We start from the raw sequence: 21,526 nt of genomic DNA, 5'->3' as shown, positions 1-21,526 counted from the left end.
CGCATCAGTGTTTCCGGGACGATAAAAACAGGGAGTACGCAAAGCCATGGCTGGTTTTGTTAAAAGCATGACGATCGCCCTCGCTCTGGGCCTGCCGCTCAGCTCCGCCGCGTGTGCCTCTCAGCAGGAACGCGATCCCGGCTACGGTCAGCCGAGCGAGTACCAGGCCGAGATCGACACCTATTCGCGCGACGAGATTGTCGAGGCGACCGCGGACTTCTTCGGCGTCACGGCCGAAGCCGCAGCCAGTGCGCTTGAGCGTGTCTTCGTCGATCTCGGGCGTCCGGTCGGCTACATCGCCGGCGAGGAAGTGTCGGGCGCGATCGGTGTCGGCCTTCGCTACGGGGAAGGCTATCTGACCCTGAAGTCGGATGGCGAGCCCCAGAAGGTTTACTGGACGGGCCCGTCGGTCGGTTTCGATGCCGGCGGCAATGCCAGCCGGGTCTTCACCCTCGTCTACGATTTGCGTGATGTGGACCGGCTGTACCAGCGCTTCCCCGGAGTGGACGGTTCGGCCTATTTCGTGGCCGGGCTCGGCGTGAATTACCAGCGCGCCGATGACATCACGCTGGCTCCGATCCGCTCCGGCGTCGGCTTCCGGCTCGGTGCGAATGTGGGCTATCTCGCCTATTCGCGCGAGCGTAACTGGGTGCCGTTCTAACCCGAGACCGGCTTCAGGCGCAGCGACAGCAGGGCGGCAAGCAGGGCGCTGCCGCCCAGCACCCAGACAATGGCCTCGCCAAAGATCTGATAGATCAGCCCTGTCGCCGCCCCTGCTGCCAGCAGCAGCACCCCGATCGTGGTGTTGGAGACGGCGGTATAGGCCGCGCGCGTGTCCGTCGTACCCAGATCCACGATATAGGTCGAACGGCCCTGGCGCACGCCCTGGTGCGCGATCGAGAGAATGAAGACAGCCGCGATGTAGAGTTCGGCCCGGTCCGCCCAGGCCAGATTGAACGCGAGCGGACCCAGGACGATGAGGGCGGCCAGTGCGGCGACCAGGCCGCTGGCGATCATCACCCACCGGCTGGAGCGGTCGGCCAGCCGGCCCCAGACGGCTCCGCCCAGCGCGCTTGCGGCGGCGCTGGCAAAGAGAAATCCGCCCAGACCTGCGAGATCCGCCCCGGTCCGTGACTGGGCGATCGACACGTAGAACGGCGTCGCCAGCGCGGTTGCCAGAAAGGCGGTGCGGGCAATGACGAAGCGGCGAAACGGCGCGTCTGTCTTCAGGATCGACATCTGCCGGATGGCTTCGACCAGGCCATTGCGTCCGCCTTCGGTCGCGCCCGGACTCTCGGAAATCAACGCATAGGCGCCTGCAGCCAGGGCCCAGAGAAGCGCTGCGACTCCCAGAATCGCCGCGAAGAAAAGCGGACCCGGTTCCTCTGTATTCACCGCGATCAACGCGATGCCGAGCAGGCCCGCCGCGATCCCCGAAAGGCTGGATGCATAGCCGGAAACCGCGCCGCGCCGCGTCTTCGAGACGGTCTTGCCCAGCACATCCTTGTGCGTGACCGAGCAGATCGAACGCGAGATTGCGAACAGCGCCAGAAGGGCAAGGATCAGGACGCCGGCCCTGACGCCCTCGGCGCTCACGGCGACAAGCGCCATACCGGCCAGGCACAAGGCCTGGCCCAGTGAGCCTGCAGTCCAGAACAGCTTTCTGACCGGACGCTCGCGAATCCACCGCGCAATGAAGAGTTGCGGCAGCAGCGCAAGCGATTCCCGAATCGGCGCCAGAAAGCCGACGAAGACGGATGGCACGCCCAGAACCGAGAAGAGCCACGCCAGCATGATCTTGGGATCCATCAGCCGGTCGCCGGACTTGGTCAGCGAAAGGGCCAGAGACGCCATGACGAAATTGCGCGGCTGGTGCCGGCATTCGCTCTCGGGAATGTCCTTGCACACACGCGCGTCTTCATCCTCGTAGAGGAGGTTGTAGACAGGTTCTGCGGCCCGGTCGGCGGGGTGGGAGGGCTGGCTCATCGACGCACTCTCGTCCTGATTGCCGCGGCGGCGCTACCCGCGCAGGCGGGCGCCGACCTTCTCGCCTGCCTTGACGATCTTGTCCGCGACAGCGTCTATTTCCTTGTCGGTCAAGGTCTTCTCGCCGGGTTGAAGTACGACCTCCACGGCGAGCGAAACCTCGCCTTCCGGCACGCCCTTGCCGTCATAGCGGTCGAACAGCACGACGTCGCTGATGAGCGCCTTGTCGGCGCCTTTCAGCGCGCGCAACAGATCGGCTGCGGGCGCGTCCTGGTTGAGCAGGAAGGCGAAGTCGCGCCGGACCGGCATCAGACCTGAGGCGGCAAAGGGCGCACGGGCCTTGAGCGCTTTCTTCTTCGGGGACGGAATGGCGCCGAGGAAGACTTCGAACGCCAGGACCCGACCGTCGATATCGAGCGCTTTCAGGACCTTGGGATGGATCTCGCCGAACTCGGCCAGGATGTTCTTCGGCCCCAGGCGCAGCACGCCGGACCGGCCGGGATGCCACCAGTCGCGGGCCTCGGGGGCCGCCTGCAGATTCTCCACCGGCGCCCCGGCCCCTTCGAGCGCGGCAAGCGCGTCCGCCTTGGCGTCGAACACGTCGGGCAATGCGCCTCCGCGCCAGTCCCGCAAGGCGATGACGCGCCTTGCCCCGGCTGCGACCGTCTGCTGACCGGACGGCGTGTCGTCGAGATAGATCGGTCCGGCCTCGAAATAGCGCGGGTCCTCGATGCCCCGGTCCGCGCTCTTCTGAAGCGAGGTCAGGAGATGGACGAGCGCGCTCGGACGCATCACGTCGAGCTCTGAACTAATAGGATTTTCAAGGGTCAGCCCCTCGCCCGCCCCGCCGAACAGACCGGCCTGGCTGTGATGGCAGAAGGACCAGGTGATGGCTTCCTGGTAGCCACGCAGCGCGATCGCCCGGCGGGCATGGCGCACGCGGGTCTGCAGCTCGGTCGCGGGGGCCTCGAAGCGCTCGCCTTCCGGACGGCGGAAGGAGACGGTGGGAAGCGTGTCGTAGCCGGCAATGCGGGCGACTTCCTCGATCAGGTCGGCGGCCTGGGAGCAGTCGCGCCGCCAGCTCGGCGGGGTCACCTGCCAGGGCGTATTGGCCCGGTTCACCGTGAAGCCGAGGCGGTCGAGAATGTCTTCGATTTCAGACGCTTCCAGCTCGATTCCGAGCAGGCGTTTCACCCGCGCCGGGTCGAATTCGATCGCGTCGGGGCTGGCCGGAATATCGCCAGCGAGCACGATGTCGGACGGCTCGCCGCCGCATAGTTGCATGACCAGGCGGGTGGCCAGCTCCAGCCCGTCGACCACGAAGCCGGGATCGACACCGCGCTCGAAGCGGTATTTGGCATCGGACTCGATGCCGGTTTCGCGTGCTGTGACACGGGTAATGGCCGGATCGAACCAGGCGCTCTCGATGAAGACGTCGGTGGTGTCGTTCGTGCAGCCGGAATGCTCGCCGCCCATGATGCCGCCGAGGCCGAGCGCGCGGGTCTCATCGCCAATGACACAATGGTTTTCGGACGGGTCGTAGGTCTTGCCGTCGAGCGCCTCGAAGCGGTCGGCTTCGCCCTGACCGCGGCGGGCATGGATGGTCTGGCCGATCTTCGCGAGGTCGTAGACATGGAGCGGGCGGGCCCGGTCGTAGCTGAGATAATTGGTTATATCGACCAGGGCGTTGATCGGGCGCAATCCGATGGCCAGCAGGCGGTTCTGCAGCCAGGCCGGGGAGGGTCCGTTCTTCACGCCGCGCACCACACGGCCGGCAAAGACCGGGCAGGCTTCCGGCCAGTCGAGCGCAATGCCGACCGGGCTCTCGAACACGCCCTTGACCGGGTCGACCGTGGGGGTCGTCAGCGTGCCCAGACCGGCCGCGGCGAGGTCGCGCGCAATGCCGTGAACGCCAAGCCAGTCAGGGCGATTGGGGGTGACTTCAAAATCGATGACGGGGTCGTCCATGCCCAGCGCCTCGGCCGCCGGAGTGCCGACTTTCCAGTCGCCCTCAAGGTCGGCGATTCCGTCATGATCCTCGCCGGCGCCGAGCTCCTTGGTCGAGCAGAGCATGCCGTAGCTTTCGACTCCGCGGATCTTGCGCGGCTTCTTGTCGAGGGTGAAATCGAGGCCGGGAATATAGGCGCCGAGCGGTGCATAGATCGCTGTCATTCCGGCACGCGCATTGTGCGCGCCGCACACGATTTGCTGCGATCCGTCCACGGTCTCCACGGTGCAAACCCGTAGTTTGTCGGCATCTGGATGCGGCACCGCGGCGGTGACGTGCGCGACCGTGAAATCGGACAGCGCAGCGGCCGGATTGTCGATCTCCTCGATCTCGAGTCCGGCCATCGTCATGGCGTCGGCGAGCGCGTCGAGCGGCAGGTCGGTGTCGAGATGCTCTTTGAGCCAGGAAAGCGTGAATTTCATCGGTCGGGGTCCGCAAGCAGGTCGGGAATTACAGGTCGGTGGCGGGGACGGCGTCGCAGGCCGTCACTTCGGTCGGGGGCGCGGTGCTGGTGTCAGACGTCCAGCACTGGTCGAGGCTGGAGCAGTAGCACACCTCGACCGACCAGGCGTCCGACAGCATGCCGGTCCCGGTCGCGGTATCGAGGACCTCGCCATCCGGGGAGAAGTCCTCCGGCCGCGAGAAATGGAAGACGAAGGGCACGACGTCGTCGCCGGCGGCGAGAATGCGGCCCGCCCCCGTCTCGAACGAGAAGTCGGCTTCGCCGTCAATCCTGGACCGGAGGTCGGCCAGGTCGGGCACGATTTCGCCGCGATGACGCACGGTGATGCGCTCGATCAGGGCCGGGCCGACGCCGGCATTCTGGATGCGCAAACCGATGTCCAGACTGCCCCGGGCTGTATCGTAGAAGCCGTCGACCTGGAGGGCGGGCCAGACGCTGGCGCGCACTTCCTGACGCATCACGCGTCCCTGGTCCCAGCTCACATAGAGCGCCGCGACACCCACGACGATCGCGGTGATCGAGCCGATGGTCTCAAAGCGCAAGGAGCCGAACATGCCGTTGCGCGAGGTTTCGTCCCGCGCTTCGGGTGGCGAGGCGGGCTTTGTCTCAGCTGGGCTCTTCTCGTCCATCAGCTCAGCCCCGTCGCGAGATTGGCCTGCAGGAGCGGCGAGAAGCCGTAATGGGCGAGCCAGCGGCTATCCGGCTCGAAGAAGGGGCGCAGGTCCGGCATGCCGTATTTGAGCATGGCGAGACGGTCCACGCCCATGCCGAAGGCAAAGCCCTGATATTCGTCCGGGTCGAGGCCGCAGGACCTGATCACGTTGGGATGGACCATGCCGCAGCCGAGGATTTCCATCCATTTGTCGCCCGACCCGACCTTGACCGCATCGCCGACGCGCTCATAGCGCACGTCCATCTCTGCGGACGGCTCGGTGAAGGGGAAGTGGTGCGGGCGGAAGCGCGCCTCCACCGCATCGGTCTCGAAGAAGGCGGCGATGAAATCGATCAGGCAGCCTTTCAGGTGACCCATATGGGTCTCCTTGTCGATCACCAGCCCCTCGACCTGGTGGAACATCGGCGTGTGGGTCTGGTCCCAGTCGCAGCGATAGACCCGGCCCGGCGCGATGATGCGCAGCGGCGGCTTCTCGCTCATCATGGTGCGGATCTGGACCGGCGAGGTGTGGGTGCGCAGCACCTTGGGCGTCTCGCCCTCGCCTGCCTTCATGAAGAAGGTGTCGTGAGTGTCGCGCGCCGGGTGATCGGGCGGAAAGTTCAGCGCCGTGAAGTTATGAAAATCGTCCTCGACATCGGGGCCTTCGGCGACCGCGAAGCCCATGTCGGCGAAGATCACAGCGAGCTCTTCCATCACCTGCGCGACCGGGTGCAGCGAGCCTTTGGCCTCGCGCGCGGCCGGCATGGAGATGTCCACGCGCTCGGTGGCGAGCGCGGCGTCGAGCGCGGCGTCCTCCAATGCGGTCTTCCTGGCCTCGATGGCGGTGTTGAGCCGGTCCTTCAGCCCGTTCAGGGCAGGACCCATGACCTGGCGCTCTTCCGGGCTCATCTTGCCCAGCTCGCGCATTTTCAGGCTGACTTCGCCCTTCTTGCCCAGCGCGGAGACGCGGATATCGTCCAGCGTCTTCAGATCGCTAGCCGCCTCGATGTCTTTGGCGATACGCGCTTCGAGGGCGGCCAGGTCGGCCGGGGCCGTGTCGGAGGAAGATGGTGCGGTCATGGCGTGTCTTTCACAGGCAGGTCAGGCGATGACCGGTTCTTAGAGGACGCGGGCCAAGGAGTGAAGCGCCCGCGGCGGCTTTGTGACGGTGAGGGGTGCCACGCAATCCCTGTGCTCGGTGTCATGTCCGTCATCCCATGCGGCACTTGCCCTCCGATGCTTCGAGGCTCGCTGCGCTCGCGCCTCAGCATGAGGGGGAGTGGGTTGGAATCAACAATAGGGATTGAATCTGGATCAGTTCGATCTGGTGTCCCTACCGATGTCACCCTCCCCCTCACCCTGAGGTGCCCGGCTCTTTGCCGGGCCTCGAAGGGTCGGATGACGGGCGTTGGCGCCCTGTCCGCTCTGGATTCTAAGGTCTCGCTTTGCTCGCCCGGCCCGGAATGACGAAGGAGTGGGGTTTTTTGATAATCTCAAGCTTTCGTCATCCTGGACTTGATCCGGGATCCAGAGCGCGTGGAGCGGTGTCATCCGATGACGCCGCCCTGTCCTCCCCTGGGTCCTGACTTTCGTCAGGAAAGAGGGTTTTGGCTATCGGGGAAGCGCGTCATCCGACCCTTCGAGGCTCGCTTCGCTCGCACCTCAGGGTGAGGGGGATGGGCGACATCGGGTGAATGTCTTTATCCAACCCCCTCCCTCATGCTGAGGTGCCCGGCTTGCCGGGCCTCGAAGCATCGGATGGCGGGCGCGCACCGCTACCACGAGGCCCCGGATCGCCTTTGGCGTCCGGGGTTTCAGCATTTTCGATGTCGTCCTCACCCCATCTCGCGGCGGGTTTCGATCAGGCTGTCGACGACGTCGGGATCGGCGAGGGTGGAGGTGTCGCCGAGCTTGTCGAATTCGCCCTCGGCGATCTTGCGCAGGATGCGGCGCATGATCTTGCCCGAGCGGGTCTTGGGCAGAGACGGGGTGAAGTGGATCACGTCGGGCGTGGCGATGGCGCCGATCTCGCTGCGCACCTGGGCCTTGAGCGCGGCTTCGGTCTCCTCGGTGGGGACCAGGCCGGAATTGAGCGTGACGTAGCAATAGATGCCCTGGCCCTTGACCTCGTGCGGGTAGCCGACCACAGCCGCTTCCGCGACGAGGTCGTGGGCGACCAGCGCGCTTTCCACTTCCGCGGTGCCGAGCCGGTGGCCGGAAATATTCAGCACATCATCGACCCGGCCGGTAATCCACCAGTAGCCGTCCGCGTCCCGGCGGGCGCCGTCGCCGGTGAAATAGGTGCCGGGATAGGTGGCAAAATAGGTCTCGTAGAAGCGCTGGTGGTCGCCGTAGACGGTGCGCATCTGGCCCGGCCAGGAGCCGAGCAGGACCAGATTGCCTTCCTGTTCGCCCTCGTCGGGCAGGCGGTTGCCCTCATTGTCGACCAGGGCCGGCTGAATGCCGAACATGGGAAAGCTCGCCGCGCCCGGTTTCAGCGCATGGGCGCCGGGCAGGGCGGTGATGAGATGGCCGCCGGTCTCGGTCTGCCACCAGGTGTCGACGATGGGGCATCGGCCCTCGCCGACCACCTCGTGATACCAGCGCCAGGCCTCGGGATTGATCGGTTCGCCGACACTGCCCAAGAGGCGCAGCGAGGAGCGGTCGTGCTTCTTCACCGGCTCGTCGCCCTCGCGCATCAGGGCGCGGATGGCGGTCGGGGCGGTGTAGAGCGTGGTCACGCGGTGCTTGGCCACGACCCGCCAGAAGCGGTCCGGGCCCGGCCAGGTCGGCACGCCCTCGAACATCAGCGAGGTCGCACCGTTCGCGAGCGGGCCGTAGACGATATAGGTATGCCCGGTGACCCAGCCGACATCGGCGGTGCACCAGAAGACATCCTCCTCGCGATGGTCGAACGTGTAGTCGTGCGTCATCGCGGCCCAGACCATGTAGCCGCCGGTCGTATGCAGCACGCCCTTCGGCTTCCCGGTCGAACCCGAGGTGTAGAGGATGAAGAGCGGATCCTCGGCCTTCATCGGCTCGGCCTCGCAGCGCGCATCGACCTCGAGCGCCAGCTCGTGATGCCAGTGATCGCGCCCGGCAACGAAATCGACCTGCGCGCCGGTATGTTTCACGACCAGCACGCCGCGCACCTCGTGATTGGCCCGTTCGATGGCCCGGTCGACATTGTCCTTGAGGGGGATGCCCTTGCCGCCGCGCACGCCCTGGTCGGCGGTGATAACGAAGTCGGAGCCGCAATCGTCGATCCGCCCGGCAATGGCATCCGGCGAGAAGCCGCCGAACACGACCGAATGGACCGCACCGAGGCGCGCGCACGCCAGCATCGCATAGACCGCTTCGGGGATCATCGGCATGTGGATCGTGACGCGGTCGCCCTTCTTCACGCCGATCAGCTTGAGCTCGTTGGCGAAGCGGCAGACATGGTTGAAGAGCTGACGATAGGTGATGGCGTGGTGATAGGCCGGGTTGTCGCCCTCCCAGATCAGCGCGGTCTTGTTGCCGCGCGTTTCCAGATGCCGGTCGATGCAGTTCACGCAGGCATTGAGCACCCCGTCCTCGAACCAGCGAATGTGCAGATCGTCCTTGTCGAAGGAGACATCGGAGATTTTCGCCGGCGCCGCGATCCAGTCGAGGCGTCTGGCCTCGTCGGCCCAGAAGCCCTGCGGGTCCTGGATCGAGCGCTCATACATCTGCCGGTATGTGTCCGGCGTGATGCGGGCGTCGGAAAAGCTGTCGGGGATCTTCACGGTGTCGTTCGCCATGGCGCGGCTCTCCTGGCTCGGGTCGGTCTTCATCCCTCAGCATGGGTCAGGACAGGGGGCGCGCACAAGCGCCGGGCCGCTGAAAAGCCATCTTGCGCGGCGCGCCCGGCTGGTGTCCTGTCCGCCTTTCACGTGCACGGCATGAAAGGCAGATCATGCAACTTCACCAAGCCTCCTGGCCCGAAGTCGAGGCCTATCTCAAACGCTCCAAGGGTATCGTAATCCCCATCGGCTCGACCGAGCAGCACGGGCCGAACGGTCTGCTGGGCACCGATGCGATCTGTCCTGAAGTGATCGCGAAAGAGGCCGGCGACGAGGCGGGCTTCCTGGTCGGACCGACCTTCAATGTCGGGTCCGCCCAGCACCATTTGGCCTTTCCCGGCTCCATCACGCTGCGCCCGACCACGATGATCGCGGCGGTCAATGACTGGATCGATTCCCTGGTGCGCCACGGCTTTACCCGGATCTATTTCTTCAACGGGCATGGCGGCAATATCGCGCCGGTCAATGCCGCGTTTTCCGAAAGCTATTCGGCCTATTCGCTGGACGGGGAGGCCTGCCCCTATCAGCTGAAGCTGGAAAACTGGTTCACCCTGCCCGGCGTGCAGCCCCTGGTGCGCGAGCTGTTTCCCGAAGGCGAGGGCGGCCATGCCACGGCCTCGGAAGTCTCGGTGACCTATTACGCCTATCCCGAGGCGCAAAAGCAGGTGGAAATGAGCCCCAAGATCGCCCCGACCGGGCCGATCCGCGATGCCGCCGATTACCGGCGCCGCTTCCCGGACGGACGCATCGGCTCCGACCCCTCCCAGGCGACCCCGGAAAAGGGCGCAAAGCTGGTGGCGCAAGCGAAGCGGGCGATGATTGCCGACGTGAAGGCCTTTTTCGAAGGTCAGGCGTGACGTTTCCGCGACGCGGGGCGCTAGCGCTTGGCCCGGCGGTCCATCCTGTCGTAGAACCGGGCTGGACGTGTGCGGGCCACGAGATTCGGGAGTGAGTGCGATGAAGGCAGTTGGATTTTTGGTGACCGGCGTGGCGGCTCTGGCGCTCGCGGCGTGCGGCGGACAGGACGAGGCCACCCCGGCGGATACGCAGCCGGCCGGGGCGGGGACCGAAACCGCAGGCGAGGCGGAGAGCCCGACGCAGGCCCTGGTCGGCAATGGCGAGCTGGACCACGCCGCCGAGGATGCCTGCCGCGGCGAGGATGACGCGGCGGTGCTGGCCGCATTGCCGGACGGCGCGGCCTTCTCCAGCCGCGGACCGGACGGCATGGTGGTCGTGGCCTGCAAGCTGGACGGAGACGGGTCGGTCTACCGCGTCGACAGCACGGCGCTGGAGGGCGACATGCGCAGCACGTTCGACCTGGCAGCCGCCGAACACATGCGATTCGGCCTGCGCCCGAACGACGATCGCTCGGGCACCGGCGTCTACCGGATGCGCGACGGGCGCTTCTGCGCCATCCAGACCGAGCGCGAGATCAGCGAGCGCGTCTGCGAGGCCGCCGAGCAAGCCGCCGCTGGCGAGCCCACTGCGAACAACTAGGCGCGCCGTTTCACCGGCGATTGATTTTGGCCGCGCGGCGCTTAGGCTGCGCGGTCAAATCATGCGCGCGGGGAGGTGTGTCAGATGAAATGGTGGTTCGGAACCCAGCTCTGGAAGCGGGTGCTCGGCGCGCTGGTCCTGGGCGTGATCTTCGGTGCGGTCCTGGCCCAGATCATGGGCGGAACCGACGCGGCAGCCTGGCTTGAATCCTATGTGAAGCCGGTCGGCGATTTGTTCATCCGCCTGATCCGGATGCTGATCGTGCCGCTTATCCTGACCACGCTGGTGTCCGGTGTGGTCGCGCTCGGCGATCCGAAAAAGCTCGGCTCGATCGGGCTTAAGACGATCGCGCTCTATTTCACCACCACCATCTTCGCCAATGTCATCGGGATCCTCTACGGCATCGCCTTCCGGCCCGGCGCGGGCGTGGATCTGGGCAATGCCGAGGCGGTGCCGGTCTCGACCGAAGCGCCCTCGCTGACCGAACGCCTGCTCGCCATCGTGCCGGAAAATCCCGTCGCCTCGCTGGCCGACGGCGATGTGCTGGCCATCATCTTCTTTGCCATCCTGCTGGGCGTCGGCATCCTGCTGGCCGGGCGCGAAGGCAAGCTTATGGGCGATTTCTTCGGCAGCGCCGCCGACGTCATTCTGAAAGTCACCCACCTGGTCATGGAAATCGCGCCCTTCGGCGTCTTCGCGCTGGTCGCCCACACCGTGGCGCAGCAGGGGCTGGAGGCGCTGGCCGCCATCGCGATCCTGATCGCGGCGGTCTATCTGGGCCTCATCACCCATGCGGTCGTGGTCTATGGCGGGATCATCCGCTTCGTGCTGAACCTGCCGGTGATGAATTTCGTGCGCGGCATGATCGACGCCATCGCGGTCGCCTATTCCACCGCCAGCTCCAGCGCGACCCTGCCGGTGACGATCGCCAATGCGAGCGAAAACCTGGGCGTGAAGCGCTCCATCGCCGGCTCGGTCCTGCCCCTGGGCGCAACGATCAACATGGACGGCACCGCGCTGTACCTGGGCATACTGGCGCTGTTTACCGCGCAGGCCTTCGGCTACGACCTGACCTTCATGAACTATGTGATGATCGCGTTTACCGCGGCCATCGTGTCCATCGGGGCGGCCGGCATTCCCTCGGCCTCGATCTTCCTGCTGGCCATCGTGCTGGAGACATTCGGCGTCACGCCCGAACAGACGGCGATCATTGTCGGCTTCATCCTGCCGGTGGACCGGATCATGGACATGGCGCGCACCGCGCTGAACGTGACCGGGGACGCGACCGTGGCGACCGTGGTGGCCAAGTGGGAGGGCGAGCTGGACGAGGAGCTCTACCGCCATCCCGCCGACGTGCCCTACAAGCCGGAACCCGCGCCGCCGGAGGTCGCCAACGCCGACCGCGACTGATCCGGCGGGACCGGGCGCGCGTAGGACAGGGCAGTCAGAACCCCTGCCGGAGCGCCCCATGCCCCTTCTTCGTCTTCTGTCCGCTGCGGGCGGACTTCTTCTCGCCGGCCTGATCGTCTGGGCCATGATGACGGCGGGCCAGAGCCTGTCGGAAGCCATTGCCTGGCTGGTGTCCGGGCCGTGGGGCGTGGTGACGCTGGCCGACCTCTATCTCGGCTTTGCGCTTCTGGCCGTGCTGATCTGGATGCTGGAGCCGGACAAGCGCATCGCCCTGCTCTTCATCCTGCCGCTGCCGCTGCTCGGCAATGTGTGGGCAGCCGTGTGGGTCGCGCTGCGGCTGAAGGCCGTGGCGGGGCGGTTGCGGGGTGCTGACTGAGGCGCGCGCGTTAGCGCCAAAGCCGCGCGATCAGGCGAAGCCTGAGAACGCGGCGAGGCGGCGGTCGCGTTCCTTGGCCATTTCCGGATCGGCGACATTTTCGGCCAGGAACTGATCGACGCTCATGTGCAGGCCGAGCGCGTCGATGGCCATTTGCTGGGCTTCCCACTGACCGCCATAGGGGTGAGGGCCGTTCTCGTGCTCGAAGCCCTCGACCAGAAGCGGCATATGCCCGGCAAGCGAGCGGTAGGCGACCATCCCGGCGGGCACGCAGGCGGGCGCATCGGCCACGGTGACGTCGTGGTGGTCATAGGTCTCGCCCAGATTCTCCGTCCCGTTCATCACCTCGAACTCGTCCGGGCCGAGCAGGGTGGCATAGGCCTTCACCGAGGCGCCTTCATGCTCGGCAATCGTCGCGCCGATCGAGCCATAGGCGGCAAGATGCTTGCCGAAGGCGATGATGTGATCCGGCAGGGTCACGCGCAGCACCGGCACCACGACATTGTCCAGACGGCTCTGATACTTGCGGCGCAGCTGCACCGGCGCGGCATTGGACCCGACGGCGACGACGGCGTGGTAGTCGCCGCGCTCGAACACCTTGGCGCGCTCCTCCCCGATCAGGTCGCGCACCTTGGCCTCCTGATTGCGGTAATGCGCGCGCCAGTCGCCGAAGCGCTCCGCGCTTGTGTCGGTCAGGAGCAGGGTGTGGCCGTCCACGAAGAGGAAAGAGGATTGCGGACGGGCGAACGGATAGGCGAGCGCCCACTGCATGCGCAGATTCTGGTCCGAGATCATGAAGTCTACCCCGCGCGCTTGGTTTCGATCCAGTCGGCCAGCATGGCACTGACATCGATTCCCGAAAAGCGCCTGAGCTCCTGAATGCCAGTCGGCGAGGTCACGTTGATCTCGGTCAGGTAATTGCCGATCACGTCGATGCCCACGAAGACCAGGCCGCGCCGCTTCAGCTCCGGGCCGATCGCCGCGCAGATCTCCAGATCGCGCGGGGAGAGCTCGCTCGCCATCGCCTGCCCGCCGACATGCATGTTGGCGCGCACCTCGCCCTTGGCCGGGACGCGGTTGATCGCGCCGGCCGGCTCGCCATCGACCAGGATGACGCGCTTGTCGCCATTGGTGACGTCCGGCACGAAGGCCTGGGCCATCAGCGGATCGCGGCTGATCTGGGCGAACAGCTCCACCAGGGAGGCCAGATTCTCCGTACTCTCGCGCACGCGGAACACGCCCGCCCCGCCATTGCCGAAGAGCGGCTTGACCACGATGTCGCGCCCGTGCGCCTCGAAGAAGGCGCGGATGCGCTTTTCGCTGGAGGTGATGAGCGTCGGCGGCATCAGCCCCTCGAAATGGGTGACGAAGAGCTTTTCCGGCGCGTCGCGCACATGGCGCGGATCGTTGACCACCAGAACCTCGGGCTGGAGATGCTCCAGGATATGGGTCGAGGTGATGTAGCTCATGTCGAACGGCGGATCCTGGCGCAGGAAGACCACATCCATCGTGTGCAGGTCCAGCTCCTGTGGCGCTTCAAGCTCCACATGCTCGCCCTGCACGCGCTGGAGCCTTTTCACCTTCTGCGCCGAGGCGCTGACGCGCTGCCCGTTCAGCGCCAGGTCGCCCGGCCCGTAAACCCAGATCGCATGGCCGCGGGTAAAGCATTCGAGCGCAATGTCGAACGTGGAGTCGGCATTCACATTGACCCCGGTAATCGGGTCCATCTGGAAGGCAATGTTCAGCATGGGGCGGGTGTCTTTCGCGAGGCAGGGGTCACAAGGCGGTTGTGTGAGAGGTAGGCGATGATGACGCGCGAGGGAAGGTGGGGACGAAAAACGTCATGAGTACATAACAAGAACATATTGTTGACATGGGATATGCATGCGCCGATAAAGTCAGCGAGACTCCGTCAATGACCTTTCTGCTTAGCCGTGGTTGTGCGAGGGCTGAGGAAGCAGGAAAAGCCACAACCTGAAAGGACGGAGATTTGGTCGATACCCGGACGCCTGCACAGCGTCGCCGAATAATGCAGTCCGTTGCTAGCCAAAATACCGGCCCGGAGATGGTGGTTCGGCGCCTTCTTCATAGCCTCGGCTATCGGTACCGCCTTCATGATCGCCGGTTGCCTGGAACACCGGACATAGTCTTCAGGAAGAAAAAGAAGGCGATCTTTGTCCACGGATGTTTCTGGCACGCGCACGACTGCCCAAAGGGTAGGCCGCCACGTAGCCGAGAGGAATTCTGGCAAGAAAAGCGGAAGAAGAATACTGAGCGCGACGCTCGAAATATTGCAGAACTGGAAGTCGAGGGCTGGTCGGTTCTAGTGGTTTGGCAGTGCGAGACAAAAGATCGGCAAACGCTTTCGTCAAGGCTGACCGCCTTTGTGGATAACGCAGAAAATCCGATCGACGAGAGCGACTCGAGTCACTAGTGTCTGCACAGGAACGGAGGTGAAGTCTCGTGACAAATCGCAGACCAATCGGAATCGATCTGTTCGCCGGCGTGGGCGGATTGAGTTTGGGGTTTGAGCAGGCAGGTTTCGATGTCGCTGCCGCCGTCGAAATCGATCCCGTGCATTGTGCTGCGCACAAGTTCAACTTTCCCGACACGGCTGTCATTCCGCATTCGGTCCAAAACATCTCGGGCGCGGATATCCGTAAGGCAGCCGGGCTCGGAGAGCGCCGGGTGGATTGTGTTTTTGGCGGTGCGCCGTGCCAAGGATTCTCTCTCATCGGACATCGTGCCATCGACGATCCAAGAAATAGCTTGGTGAAAGATTTTGTCCGGATTGTCTCTGAGCTAGACGCTCGAAGCTTCGTTTTTGAAAATGTGAAAGGACTTACTGTCGGAAAGCACAAGCATTTCCTTGCAGAAGTCGTAGCCGAGTTCGAGGCGGCGGGGTATCGAGTCGTGACGCCGTGGAAGGTGCTCAATGCTGCGCACTACGGTACGCCGCAAAGCCGCGAACGCCTTATTCTCATGGGCGTAAAAAATGGGGAGAAACTCCCTGCCTACCCGGCGCCGAGCACCAACGTTGCTGGAAAAAAGAAGACCTTTGCCGACCTGCATTTCGGCCCTACGTGCCAAGATGCATTGGATGATCTTCCTGACGCGGATCAGTTCGCAGGATTGCTTTCGAGCGATTCCATTCGCGCGAACCTTCGAGACAATCCGAGCGAATATGCAGCGCAAATGCGATGCCTTTCCAACGACGCTTGGCAGCTTGGACGACCTCGCAATTGGGATCCGGCGACGTTGACTTCGAGCGCGCGAACGGGACACACCGAAATTTCTCGCCGCCGCTTCGAAGAGACTGGGGAAGGTAAGGTCGAGCCGGTAAGTCGCTTTTTCAAGCTCTCACGTTCTGGCGTCTCGAATACGCTAAGGGCCGGGACCGATGGGGCGAGAGGTGCCTTCACCAGCCCTCGTCCAATTCATTACGAGCATCCAAGATGCGTCACGGTCCGCGAGATGGCCCGTCTTCATGGGTTCCCCGATTGGTTCAGATTCAATGTCACGAAGTGGCACGGCGCCAGGCAAATCGGAAACGCGGTACCTCCCCCTCTTGCGCGAGCAGTCGCTGAGCAGGTCCGCATCGCTCTCGGCGAGGAGGTCGATGCCCCGACCGCCGCTCTGAATCTCGGCGATGAAGCATTGCTTTGGATGGACTTGACTCAGGCCGCGGCTCACTTCGGCGTGAAGGCGCCGCCCAGCCGCCGGAACATGAAGAGCGGTGCGAAAAAGCGGAAACAGGCCGATATCGAACGCGAGCGGCTCGAAGCGCAGAGAGCGGCTCATGGCTAAACGTAGGCAGAATCGATACGCACAGCTGATCGAACAAATATTCTTCGACCATTATGAGGATGGGCTGACGGATTTCGAGTTTGCACGCGAAGAGCTTGAAGAAGCCGCTCCCGCGCTTGGCTTCCAGTCGGTGAAAAATATCGGCGACGTCCCGTATTCCTTCCGCTACCGCCGCGCTCTCCCCGATACGATCCTTACTACCCAGCCGGAGGGACAAGAATGGATTATCGAGGGCGCCGGCCGAAGCCGTTACCGGTTCCGTCTGGTTAAAGAGACGCGGATCGTTCCACGTTCGGAATTGGTCAAAATCGACATCCCCGATTCAACGCCGGAAATGATCCGAGCTTATGCGCTGGACGATGAACAGGCACTGCTGGCGATCGTGCGATATAACCGTCTGATTGACACGTTCTTGGGCCTAACTACCTACAGTCTGCAAAACCACCTTCGCACCACAGTGAAGGATATCGGTCAAATCGAAATAGATGAACTTTACATAGGCCTGGACAAACGTGGATGCCATTACGTCATTCCGGTTCAGGCGAAGGGTGGGAAGGACCAGATTGGGGTCGTGCAAACGACCCAGGATATTCGTTTTGTCGAAGAGAAATTCAACGGCCTACGTTGCCGAGCGATCGCTGCTCAGTTTATGGAGGATGGTAACGTCGCGCTGTTCGAACTCACGCTGTCGGGCGATGAGATACAGGTCGTGGACGAGCGGCACTATAGACTTGTTCCGGCATCGGACCTCGACCAGAAAATGCTGCGGAACTACCAAGACTAGAGGCGGGCTTTCTCCGCCTCCCCATCTGCCACACCGCCCCCCCGGAACTCTCCCGGCTCTCGCCGGTTATCGCCATGTCCCCGACCGCGATGTGAAGAGAGACCGACATGGCCGATGACCGCTTTGATGCGAGCCTGCGCGATCCGCGTACGATGTATCCCGCGCCGCCGTTTCCGCGCCAGCCGCAGGACAAGCCGGGCTTTACCGAGGAGATGGAGCCGCGCCCCGACCATGGCGAGGAGAGCTATGTGGGCAACGGTCGGCTGAAAGGGCGCAAGGCGCTGATTACCGGCGGGGATTCCGGGATCGGGCGGGCCGTGGCCATTGCCTATGCGCGCGAGGGGGCCGAGGTCGCGATCAATTATCTCGACGCCGAGGAGGAGGATGCCGCCTCGCTCGCCCGCCTGATCGAGGACGAGGGCGGGACGATCCACCGCCTGCCGGGCGACCTGAAGGACAAGGCGTTCTGCCGCGCGCTGATCGAGCAGGCGCGCGAGGCGATGGGCGGGCTGGACATTCTGGTCGCCAATGCCGGCAAGCAGGTGCGTCAGCCGGGCATCGAAGAGATTTCCGACGAGCAGTTCGACGAGACGGTGCAGACGAATATCTATGCCCTGTTCTGGCTGACCAAGGCGGCCCTGAAGGTGATGCCGGCGGGCTCGGCCATCATTACCGTGACGTCCAACCAGGGCTTTTCGCCCGCCCCCTACCTGCTGGACTACGCCACCACCAAGTTTGCCATTCGCGGCTTCACCGAGGCGCTGGCCCAGGGCGCGATCGAACAGGGCGTCCGCGTGAACGGCATTGCGCCCGGCCCGTTCTGGACCCCGCTCCAGCCCTCGGGCGGGCAGACGCAGGACAAGGTGGAGGAATTCGGCAAGGGCACGCCGATGGGCCGGCCCGGCCAGCCGGCCGAGCTGGCGCCCGCCTTCGTCTATCTCGCTTCGCCGGAATCCAGCTATGTGTGCGGCGAGATCATCGGCATTACCGGCGGCAAGCCGATCAGCTGAGGCGCGCCATGCCCGTGATGGACGAACCGGCCTGCCTCTATCTCGTGCACTGGCACGGCACCAACTGCGAGCGGCCGCCGGGCGATGACGTGTTCGCGCTCGGCCCCGGCCTGTTCCTGATCCAGACCGGCGCGACGAGGTCGCAGGTCTATCACGCCATCAAGCGCGCCTGCGCGCCCGAGGCCCTGCTGGTCGCGCCGCTGGACGCCGCACCGAAATTCAAGGGCTATGAGAGCGGGGCGCTGACCTGGCTGTGAGATTTCAGAGCCTTTGATTCATTTTTTTCAGAAGGCGTGATTCACCCTTCCTAGACTGGGTTCCAGCAGCCGTGGTTTAATGCGCAAAGCGATGTGCTCCGAAGGCAGAGGTCGCAGGTCCGAATCCTGATGTAGGCGCGTCTCCGGTGCGCGACCTGCTAAGGCGTTGGATTAATTTGTTCCGGCTGAGAGCGTGTTGAACAGGGATGAGGACCCGGTCGGACAGACCGGTCAGCTTGGCTCAAGCGTTGAAGCGTCAATCAGTTCGCGCGCATCCCCGATATCATCATCTCGGCGTAGGTCTCCCCGATCTCCCTGGCGGAATGCTCGGCGGTGGCGGGGCGGAACCAACGATGGGTCCAGCCCACGACTCCCAGCATGCCGAACGCGATCACTTTCGGCGGACCGATATCGCGCAGACTGCCGTCGGCGTAGCCTTGCTCGATGATGTGGATGAAGGCGTTCTCGATCGTCCGGTTGATGTCGCGCATGTCCTTCGACCAGCCGGTCCGGCGATCGGAGACCTGGCTCAGATTTTCTCGTATATAGATGTAAAGCAGGGGGTAGTGTTCGCCGTAGGAGACCATGATCTCCACGATGAGCTTGCGCAGCTTGTCGGGCGGCGGCAGGTCGCTGGCGGCGATCTCCGCGGCCATGATCCTGTTGCGCTCGGCGACCGCGCGCAGGACCTCGTCGAACAGCTCCTCCTTGGAAGAAATGTAATAATAGATAGAGGCGCGATTGATCCCCAGCTCGGCCGCGACCGCGCTGATGCTCGCGCCCTGCAGCCCCAGCCGGTCGAACACGCGCACCGCCGCTTCGGCGATTTCCCGCCGACGCCGCTGATAGGTCGCGGAGCTTTCTTCGCGGGCGTTGCCGCGGCGCCTGCCCAGTCCGCTGGTTTCGTTGGTGTCGGGATCGGCCTTCATGGCGTCGTGCTTACCAAGCGTTGCGACAATCGCCAACTCCGCGGTTCAACCGCGGGGGCCGCCCGCCACGTAGAGCACTTGGCCGTTCACGAAGCCCGCGCGCGCGTCGGCGAAGAAGGACACCGCGTTCGCGATGTCCTCGGGCTCGCCCGGCCGACCCGCGGGAATGTCCTTGACCGCTTCGGCCACCATAGCGTCAAAGTCCATGCCCATGCGCTCGGCCACCCCTTCGGTCATGGCGGTCGCCACGAAGCCGGGCGCGACCGCGTTCGCGGTGATCCCGTTCCGGCCCAGCTCCAGAGCGAGCGCTCTGGTGAAGCCGATCAGACCGGCCTTCGCTGCGGCGTAATTGGCCTGGCCGAACGCGCCCAGCGCCGCGATGCTCGACAGGTTCACGATGCGGCCGTGTCCGGCCTGCTTCATCGCGCCCTGCACGGCCCGACACATCAGAAAGGCGCCGCACAAATTGACGTCCTGAACCAGCTGCCAGTCCTCAAGCGTCATTTTCGACAGTGTTTTCTCGCGGAGCACGCCGGCATTGTTCACCAGCACCGCGGGCGGGCCGAGCGCGTCTTGAACCTCGGCGGCCGCGCGCGCCACCGAGGCTTCGTCGGCGACGTTCACGGTGATCGCCTCGGCCCGCCGTCCGGCGGCCCGAACCGCCGCCGCGGTCTGCGCGCAGGCCTGCGAGTCGAGGTCCAGCAATGCGAGATCGCAGCCGTCCCGCGCGAGTCGTTCGGCGATGGCCGCGCCGATGCCGCGGGCGGCTCCGGTCACGATGGCGACGCGAGCGCGGGTGGTCATGACAGGTCCAGCCTTTCACAGGCTAGTTCGCTCAGCAGGAATTTGCGCGGCCGCCCCGAGGCGGTCAGCGGCACCTCCTCGGCTTTGATACTCAATATGTGGCGGGGCACTTTGAACCGGGCGAGGCGCTGTGCGCACCATTCGGTCAGGTCCGGCGCGTCCGGCGCCGCGCCGTGATTGGGAACGATGAAGGCAACGCCGACCTCGCCCATCCGGTCGTCGGGCACCGGTGCCACATGGGCCTGAGCGACGCCGGGGTGGGTCATCAGCACGTCTTCGATCTCCGAAGGGGTCACCTGTTCGCCGCCGCAGCGATAAGATTCCTTCACCCGGCCCACCAGCGTCAGATAGCCGTCCGCGTCAATCCGCCCCAGATCGCCGGTGTGGAGCCAGCCCTGCGCGTCGAACGCTTCAGCGGTGACTTCCGGCTTGTCGTAATAGCCGCTCGTGACGCCGGGCCCCTTGGCCATCAGCTCGCCGACCTCCCCCGCGGGAAGGACCGCGCCGGTGGACGGATCGACCACGCGGTAATCGACCAGGCGGCCGACGATCGAAGGGTCGCCCGCCGGACCGACGTCGCGCAGGCGGCCGTTGGTGGTCTTCAGCCTTTCCGTCGGATCATCGGGCCGCGTCACGGTGGTCGAGGCGGTGCACTCGCTCATGCCGTACCCGGTGGTGATCTCGATTCCGGCGAAGGCGTTCAGGATCCGGTCCCACAGACCCGGCGGCGTGCGACCGCCCGAAGACAGCATCGCGCGCAGCGAAGAGGTGTCGGTTTTCAGTTCGTCCAGCGCGTCGAGCACCGCCATGGTCATGGTCGGGATCAGCAGAAGGTCGCTGACCTTGTGCTGCTCGACCGCGCGCAGCGTCGCGGCGGCGTCGAATTTCAGATGGGGCACGATGGCCCCGCCAACGAAAATCGCGGCGAGCAGGCCTTCGACATACCCGTAGACATGGTTCATCGGCAGCGAGAACTGGATCCGCCGCCCGTCCTCGAAGGCGCGGGCGTAAGCGCTGCCGAACGCGGCTCGATTGAGCATGTCGTGGGTGAGCAGCACGCCCTTGGGAGGCCCGGTGGTGCCGGAAGTGTAAACAATGTCGGCCGGTCCGTGCGGGTCGACGGCGGGCAGGGCGCCGGGCTCGGCGTCCAGCTCGTCGAAGCGCGCCGCGCCGGGACGGCCTTCGCCTTCGCCGCGGAACACGGCGACCGAGCGCAGGTCGGGCAACGCTTCGCCGCCGCCGCCGGTTTCCCAGCCCGGCGCGAGTTCGTCGAGCATGGCGAGGTAGTCTAGGTCGCGGAACCGATCCATCGTCACCAGCATCGCAGCCCGGGACTGACGCAGGACATAGCCCAGCTCGTCGCGGCGGTTGAGAATGTTGACGGGGACCGCCACCGCGCCGACCGCGGACACCGCGTACTTCAGCGCGGCGAACGTCGGATAGTTGGCCATGACCAGCGCGACATGCTCGCCGGGCCGCACGCCCGCCTCGATCAGGCCGCCGGCGATGCGCCGGGCCCAATCGAGAACCTCGGCGTAGCTCCATGTACGCTCATCGGCGATCAGATAGGGCCGATCGGGAAATTCTTTCGCGATCCGCTCCAGCATTCCAAACAGGGTTCGCGCTTCCCATTGCGGGAAACGGGCGGTGAGAGCGGCTTGGCGGTCTGCGACGGTGGAGGCCATGGGCGGTGCGGTGTCTCGTGTTCTGCGTCCGGCG

The 21,526-nt window shown here is 64.8% G+C and carries 20 protein-coding genes; 10 read left to right on the top strand and 10 right to left on the bottom strand.

The features are described from left to right. Positions 1-46 precede the first annotated feature (46 nt). A complete protein-coding gene (locus tag E5162_RS12420) occupies positions 47-661 on the top strand; it encodes a DUF1134 domain-containing protein (protein ID WP_135945571.1) in 615 nt (204 codons plus the stop codon). Here the strand turns inward: E5162_RS12420 and E5162_RS12415 are convergent. The 5 genes from E5162_RS12415 to acs all read right to left on the bottom strand — a co-directional run bounded on the left by E5162_RS12415 (position 658) and on the right by acs (position 8,891). Next, the gene (locus E5162_RS12415) at positions 658-1,986 is read right to left on the bottom strand and encodes an MFS transporter (protein ID WP_135945570.1); all 1,329 of its coding nucleotides are present in this window, start codon (positions 1,984-1,986) and stop codon (positions 658-660) included. The two genes, E5162_RS12420 and E5162_RS12415, sit on opposite strands and share 4 nt — an antisense overlap. Before the next feature lie 33 nt (positions 1,987-2,019). Then, a complete protein-coding gene (gene pheT / locus E5162_RS12410; protein WP_135945569.1) occupies positions 2,020-4,416 on the bottom strand; it encodes a phenylalanine--tRNA ligase subunit beta in 2,397 nt (798 codons plus the stop codon). Positions 4,417-4,444: 28 nt separating this feature from the next. Then, positions 4,445-5,086: a hypothetical protein gene (locus E5162_RS12405; RefSeq protein WP_135945568.1), complete on the bottom strand. Its 642-nt coding sequence runs from the start codon at positions 5,084-5,086 to the stop codon at positions 4,445-4,447. Then, on the bottom strand, positions 5,086-6,189 hold the full coding sequence (gene pheS / locus E5162_RS12400; RefSeq protein ID WP_135945567.1) for a phenylalanine--tRNA ligase subunit alpha: 1,104 nt from the start codon (positions 6,187-6,189) through the stop codon (positions 5,086-5,088). Before pheS ends, E5162_RS12405 begins: the two co-directional genes overlap by 1 nt. 755 nt (positions 6,190-6,944) lie before the next feature. Beyond that, positions 6,945-8,891 (bottom strand): acetate--CoA ligase, encoded by a 1,947-nt coding sequence (gene acs, locus E5162_RS12395; RefSeq protein ID WP_135945566.1) that lies wholly within the window; start codon positions 8,889-8,891, stop codon positions 6,945-6,947. Positions 8,892-9,046: 155 nt separating this feature from the next. Here acs and E5162_RS12390 point away from each other — a divergent pair, with 155 nt between their 5' ends. The 4 genes from E5162_RS12390 to E5162_RS12375 all read left to right on the top strand — a co-directional run bounded on the left by E5162_RS12390 (position 9,047) and on the right by E5162_RS12375 (position 12,216). Further along, a complete protein-coding gene (locus E5162_RS12390; protein ID WP_135945565.1) occupies positions 9,047-9,790 on the top strand; it encodes a creatininase family protein in 744 nt (247 codons plus the stop codon). 100 nt (positions 9,791-9,890) lie between these two features. Further along, a complete protein-coding gene (locus E5162_RS12385; RefSeq protein ID WP_135945564.1) occupies positions 9,891-10,430 on the top strand; it encodes a hypothetical protein in 540 nt (179 codons plus the stop codon). Between the two features lie 84 nt (positions 10,431-10,514). Continuing rightward, positions 10,515-11,840 (top strand): dicarboxylate/amino acid:cation symporter, encoded by a 1,326-nt coding sequence (locus E5162_RS12380; protein WP_135945563.1) that lies wholly within the window; start codon positions 10,515-10,517, stop codon positions 11,838-11,840. A gap of 58 nt (positions 11,841-11,898) precedes the next feature. Further along, positions 11,899-12,216: a hypothetical protein gene (locus tag E5162_RS12375; RefSeq protein ID WP_135945562.1), complete on the top strand. Its 318-nt coding sequence runs from the start codon at positions 11,899-11,901 to the stop codon at positions 12,214-12,216. Between the two features lie 30 nt (positions 12,217-12,246). Here the strand turns inward: E5162_RS12375 and E5162_RS12370 are convergent, their stop codons facing one another. Beyond that, a complete protein-coding gene (locus tag E5162_RS12370) occupies positions 12,247-13,011 on the bottom strand; it encodes a hypothetical protein (protein ID WP_135945561.1) in 765 nt (254 codons plus the stop codon). Positions 13,012-13,016: 5 nt separating this feature from the next. Beyond that, positions 13,017-13,964: a glutathione synthase gene (gene gshB / locus E5162_RS12365; RefSeq protein WP_135945560.1), complete on the bottom strand. Its 948-nt coding sequence runs from the start codon at positions 13,962-13,964 to the stop codon at positions 13,017-13,019. A gap of 242 nt (positions 13,965-14,206) precedes the next feature. Here gshB and E5162_RS12360 point away from each other — a divergent pair, with 242 nt between their 5' ends. The 5 genes from E5162_RS12360 (at position 14,207) to E5162_RS12340 (ending at position 18,074) form a co-directional block, all read left to right on the top strand. Then, positions 14,207-14,650, top strand: coding sequence for a very short patch repair endonuclease (locus tag E5162_RS12360; RefSeq protein WP_135945559.1), 444 nt, complete (start codon positions 14,207-14,209; stop codon positions 14,648-14,650). 29 nt (positions 14,651-14,679) lie between these two features. Continuing rightward, positions 14,680-16,023, top strand: a complete 1,344-nt coding sequence (locus E5162_RS12355) for a DNA cytosine methyltransferase (RefSeq protein ID WP_135945558.1) — start codon at positions 14,680-14,682, stop codon at positions 16,021-16,023. Further along, positions 16,016-16,807: an endonuclease gene (locus tag E5162_RS12350; RefSeq protein ID WP_135945557.1), complete on the top strand. Its 792-nt coding sequence runs from the start codon at positions 16,016-16,018 to the stop codon at positions 16,805-16,807. Before E5162_RS12355 ends, E5162_RS12350 begins: the two co-directional genes overlap by 8 nt. A gap of 107 nt (positions 16,808-16,914) precedes the next feature. After that, entirely contained in the window at positions 16,915-17,817 is a 903-nt protein-coding gene (locus E5162_RS12345) for an SDR family oxidoreductase (RefSeq protein WP_135945556.1), read from the top strand. Positions 17,818-17,825: 8 nt separating this feature from the next. Continuing rightward, positions 17,826-18,074 (top strand): hypothetical protein, encoded by a 249-nt coding sequence (locus tag E5162_RS12340; RefSeq protein WP_135945555.1) that lies wholly within the window; start codon positions 17,826-17,828, stop codon positions 18,072-18,074. A gap of 260 nt (positions 18,075-18,334) precedes the next feature. On the opposite strand, the gene E5162_RS12335 is transcribed toward E5162_RS12340, so the two are convergent. The 3 genes from E5162_RS12335 to E5162_RS12325 are packed head-to-tail and all read right to left on the bottom strand — an operon-like array spanning position 18,335 to position 21,492. Continuing rightward, positions 18,335-19,039, bottom strand: coding sequence for a TetR/AcrR family transcriptional regulator (locus tag E5162_RS12335; RefSeq protein ID WP_206751116.1), 705 nt, complete (start codon positions 19,037-19,039; stop codon positions 18,335-18,337). 9 nt (positions 19,040-19,048) lie between these two features. Then, on the bottom strand, positions 19,049-19,807 hold the full coding sequence (gene fabG, locus E5162_RS12330) for a 3-oxoacyl-ACP reductase FabG (protein WP_135945553.1): 759 nt from the start codon (positions 19,805-19,807) through the stop codon (positions 19,049-19,051). Beyond that, the gene (locus tag E5162_RS12325) at positions 19,804-21,492 is read right to left on the bottom strand and encodes a class I adenylate-forming enzyme family protein (protein WP_135945552.1); all 1,689 of its coding nucleotides are present in this window, start codon (positions 21,490-21,492) and stop codon (positions 19,804-19,806) included. The genes fabG and E5162_RS12325 overlap by 4 nt, the downstream gene beginning before the upstream one ends. Positions 21,493-21,526 lie beyond the last annotated feature (34 nt).

This window comes from Marinicauda pacifica, from assembly GCF_004793635.1.
Taxonomy (GTDB): Bacteria; Pseudomonadota; Alphaproteobacteria; order Caulobacterales; family Maricaulaceae; genus Marinicauda; species Marinicauda pacifica.
The sequence above is the reverse complement of the archived record's forward strand: the minus strand, read 5'-3'. Positions and strand labels throughout refer to the sequence as shown.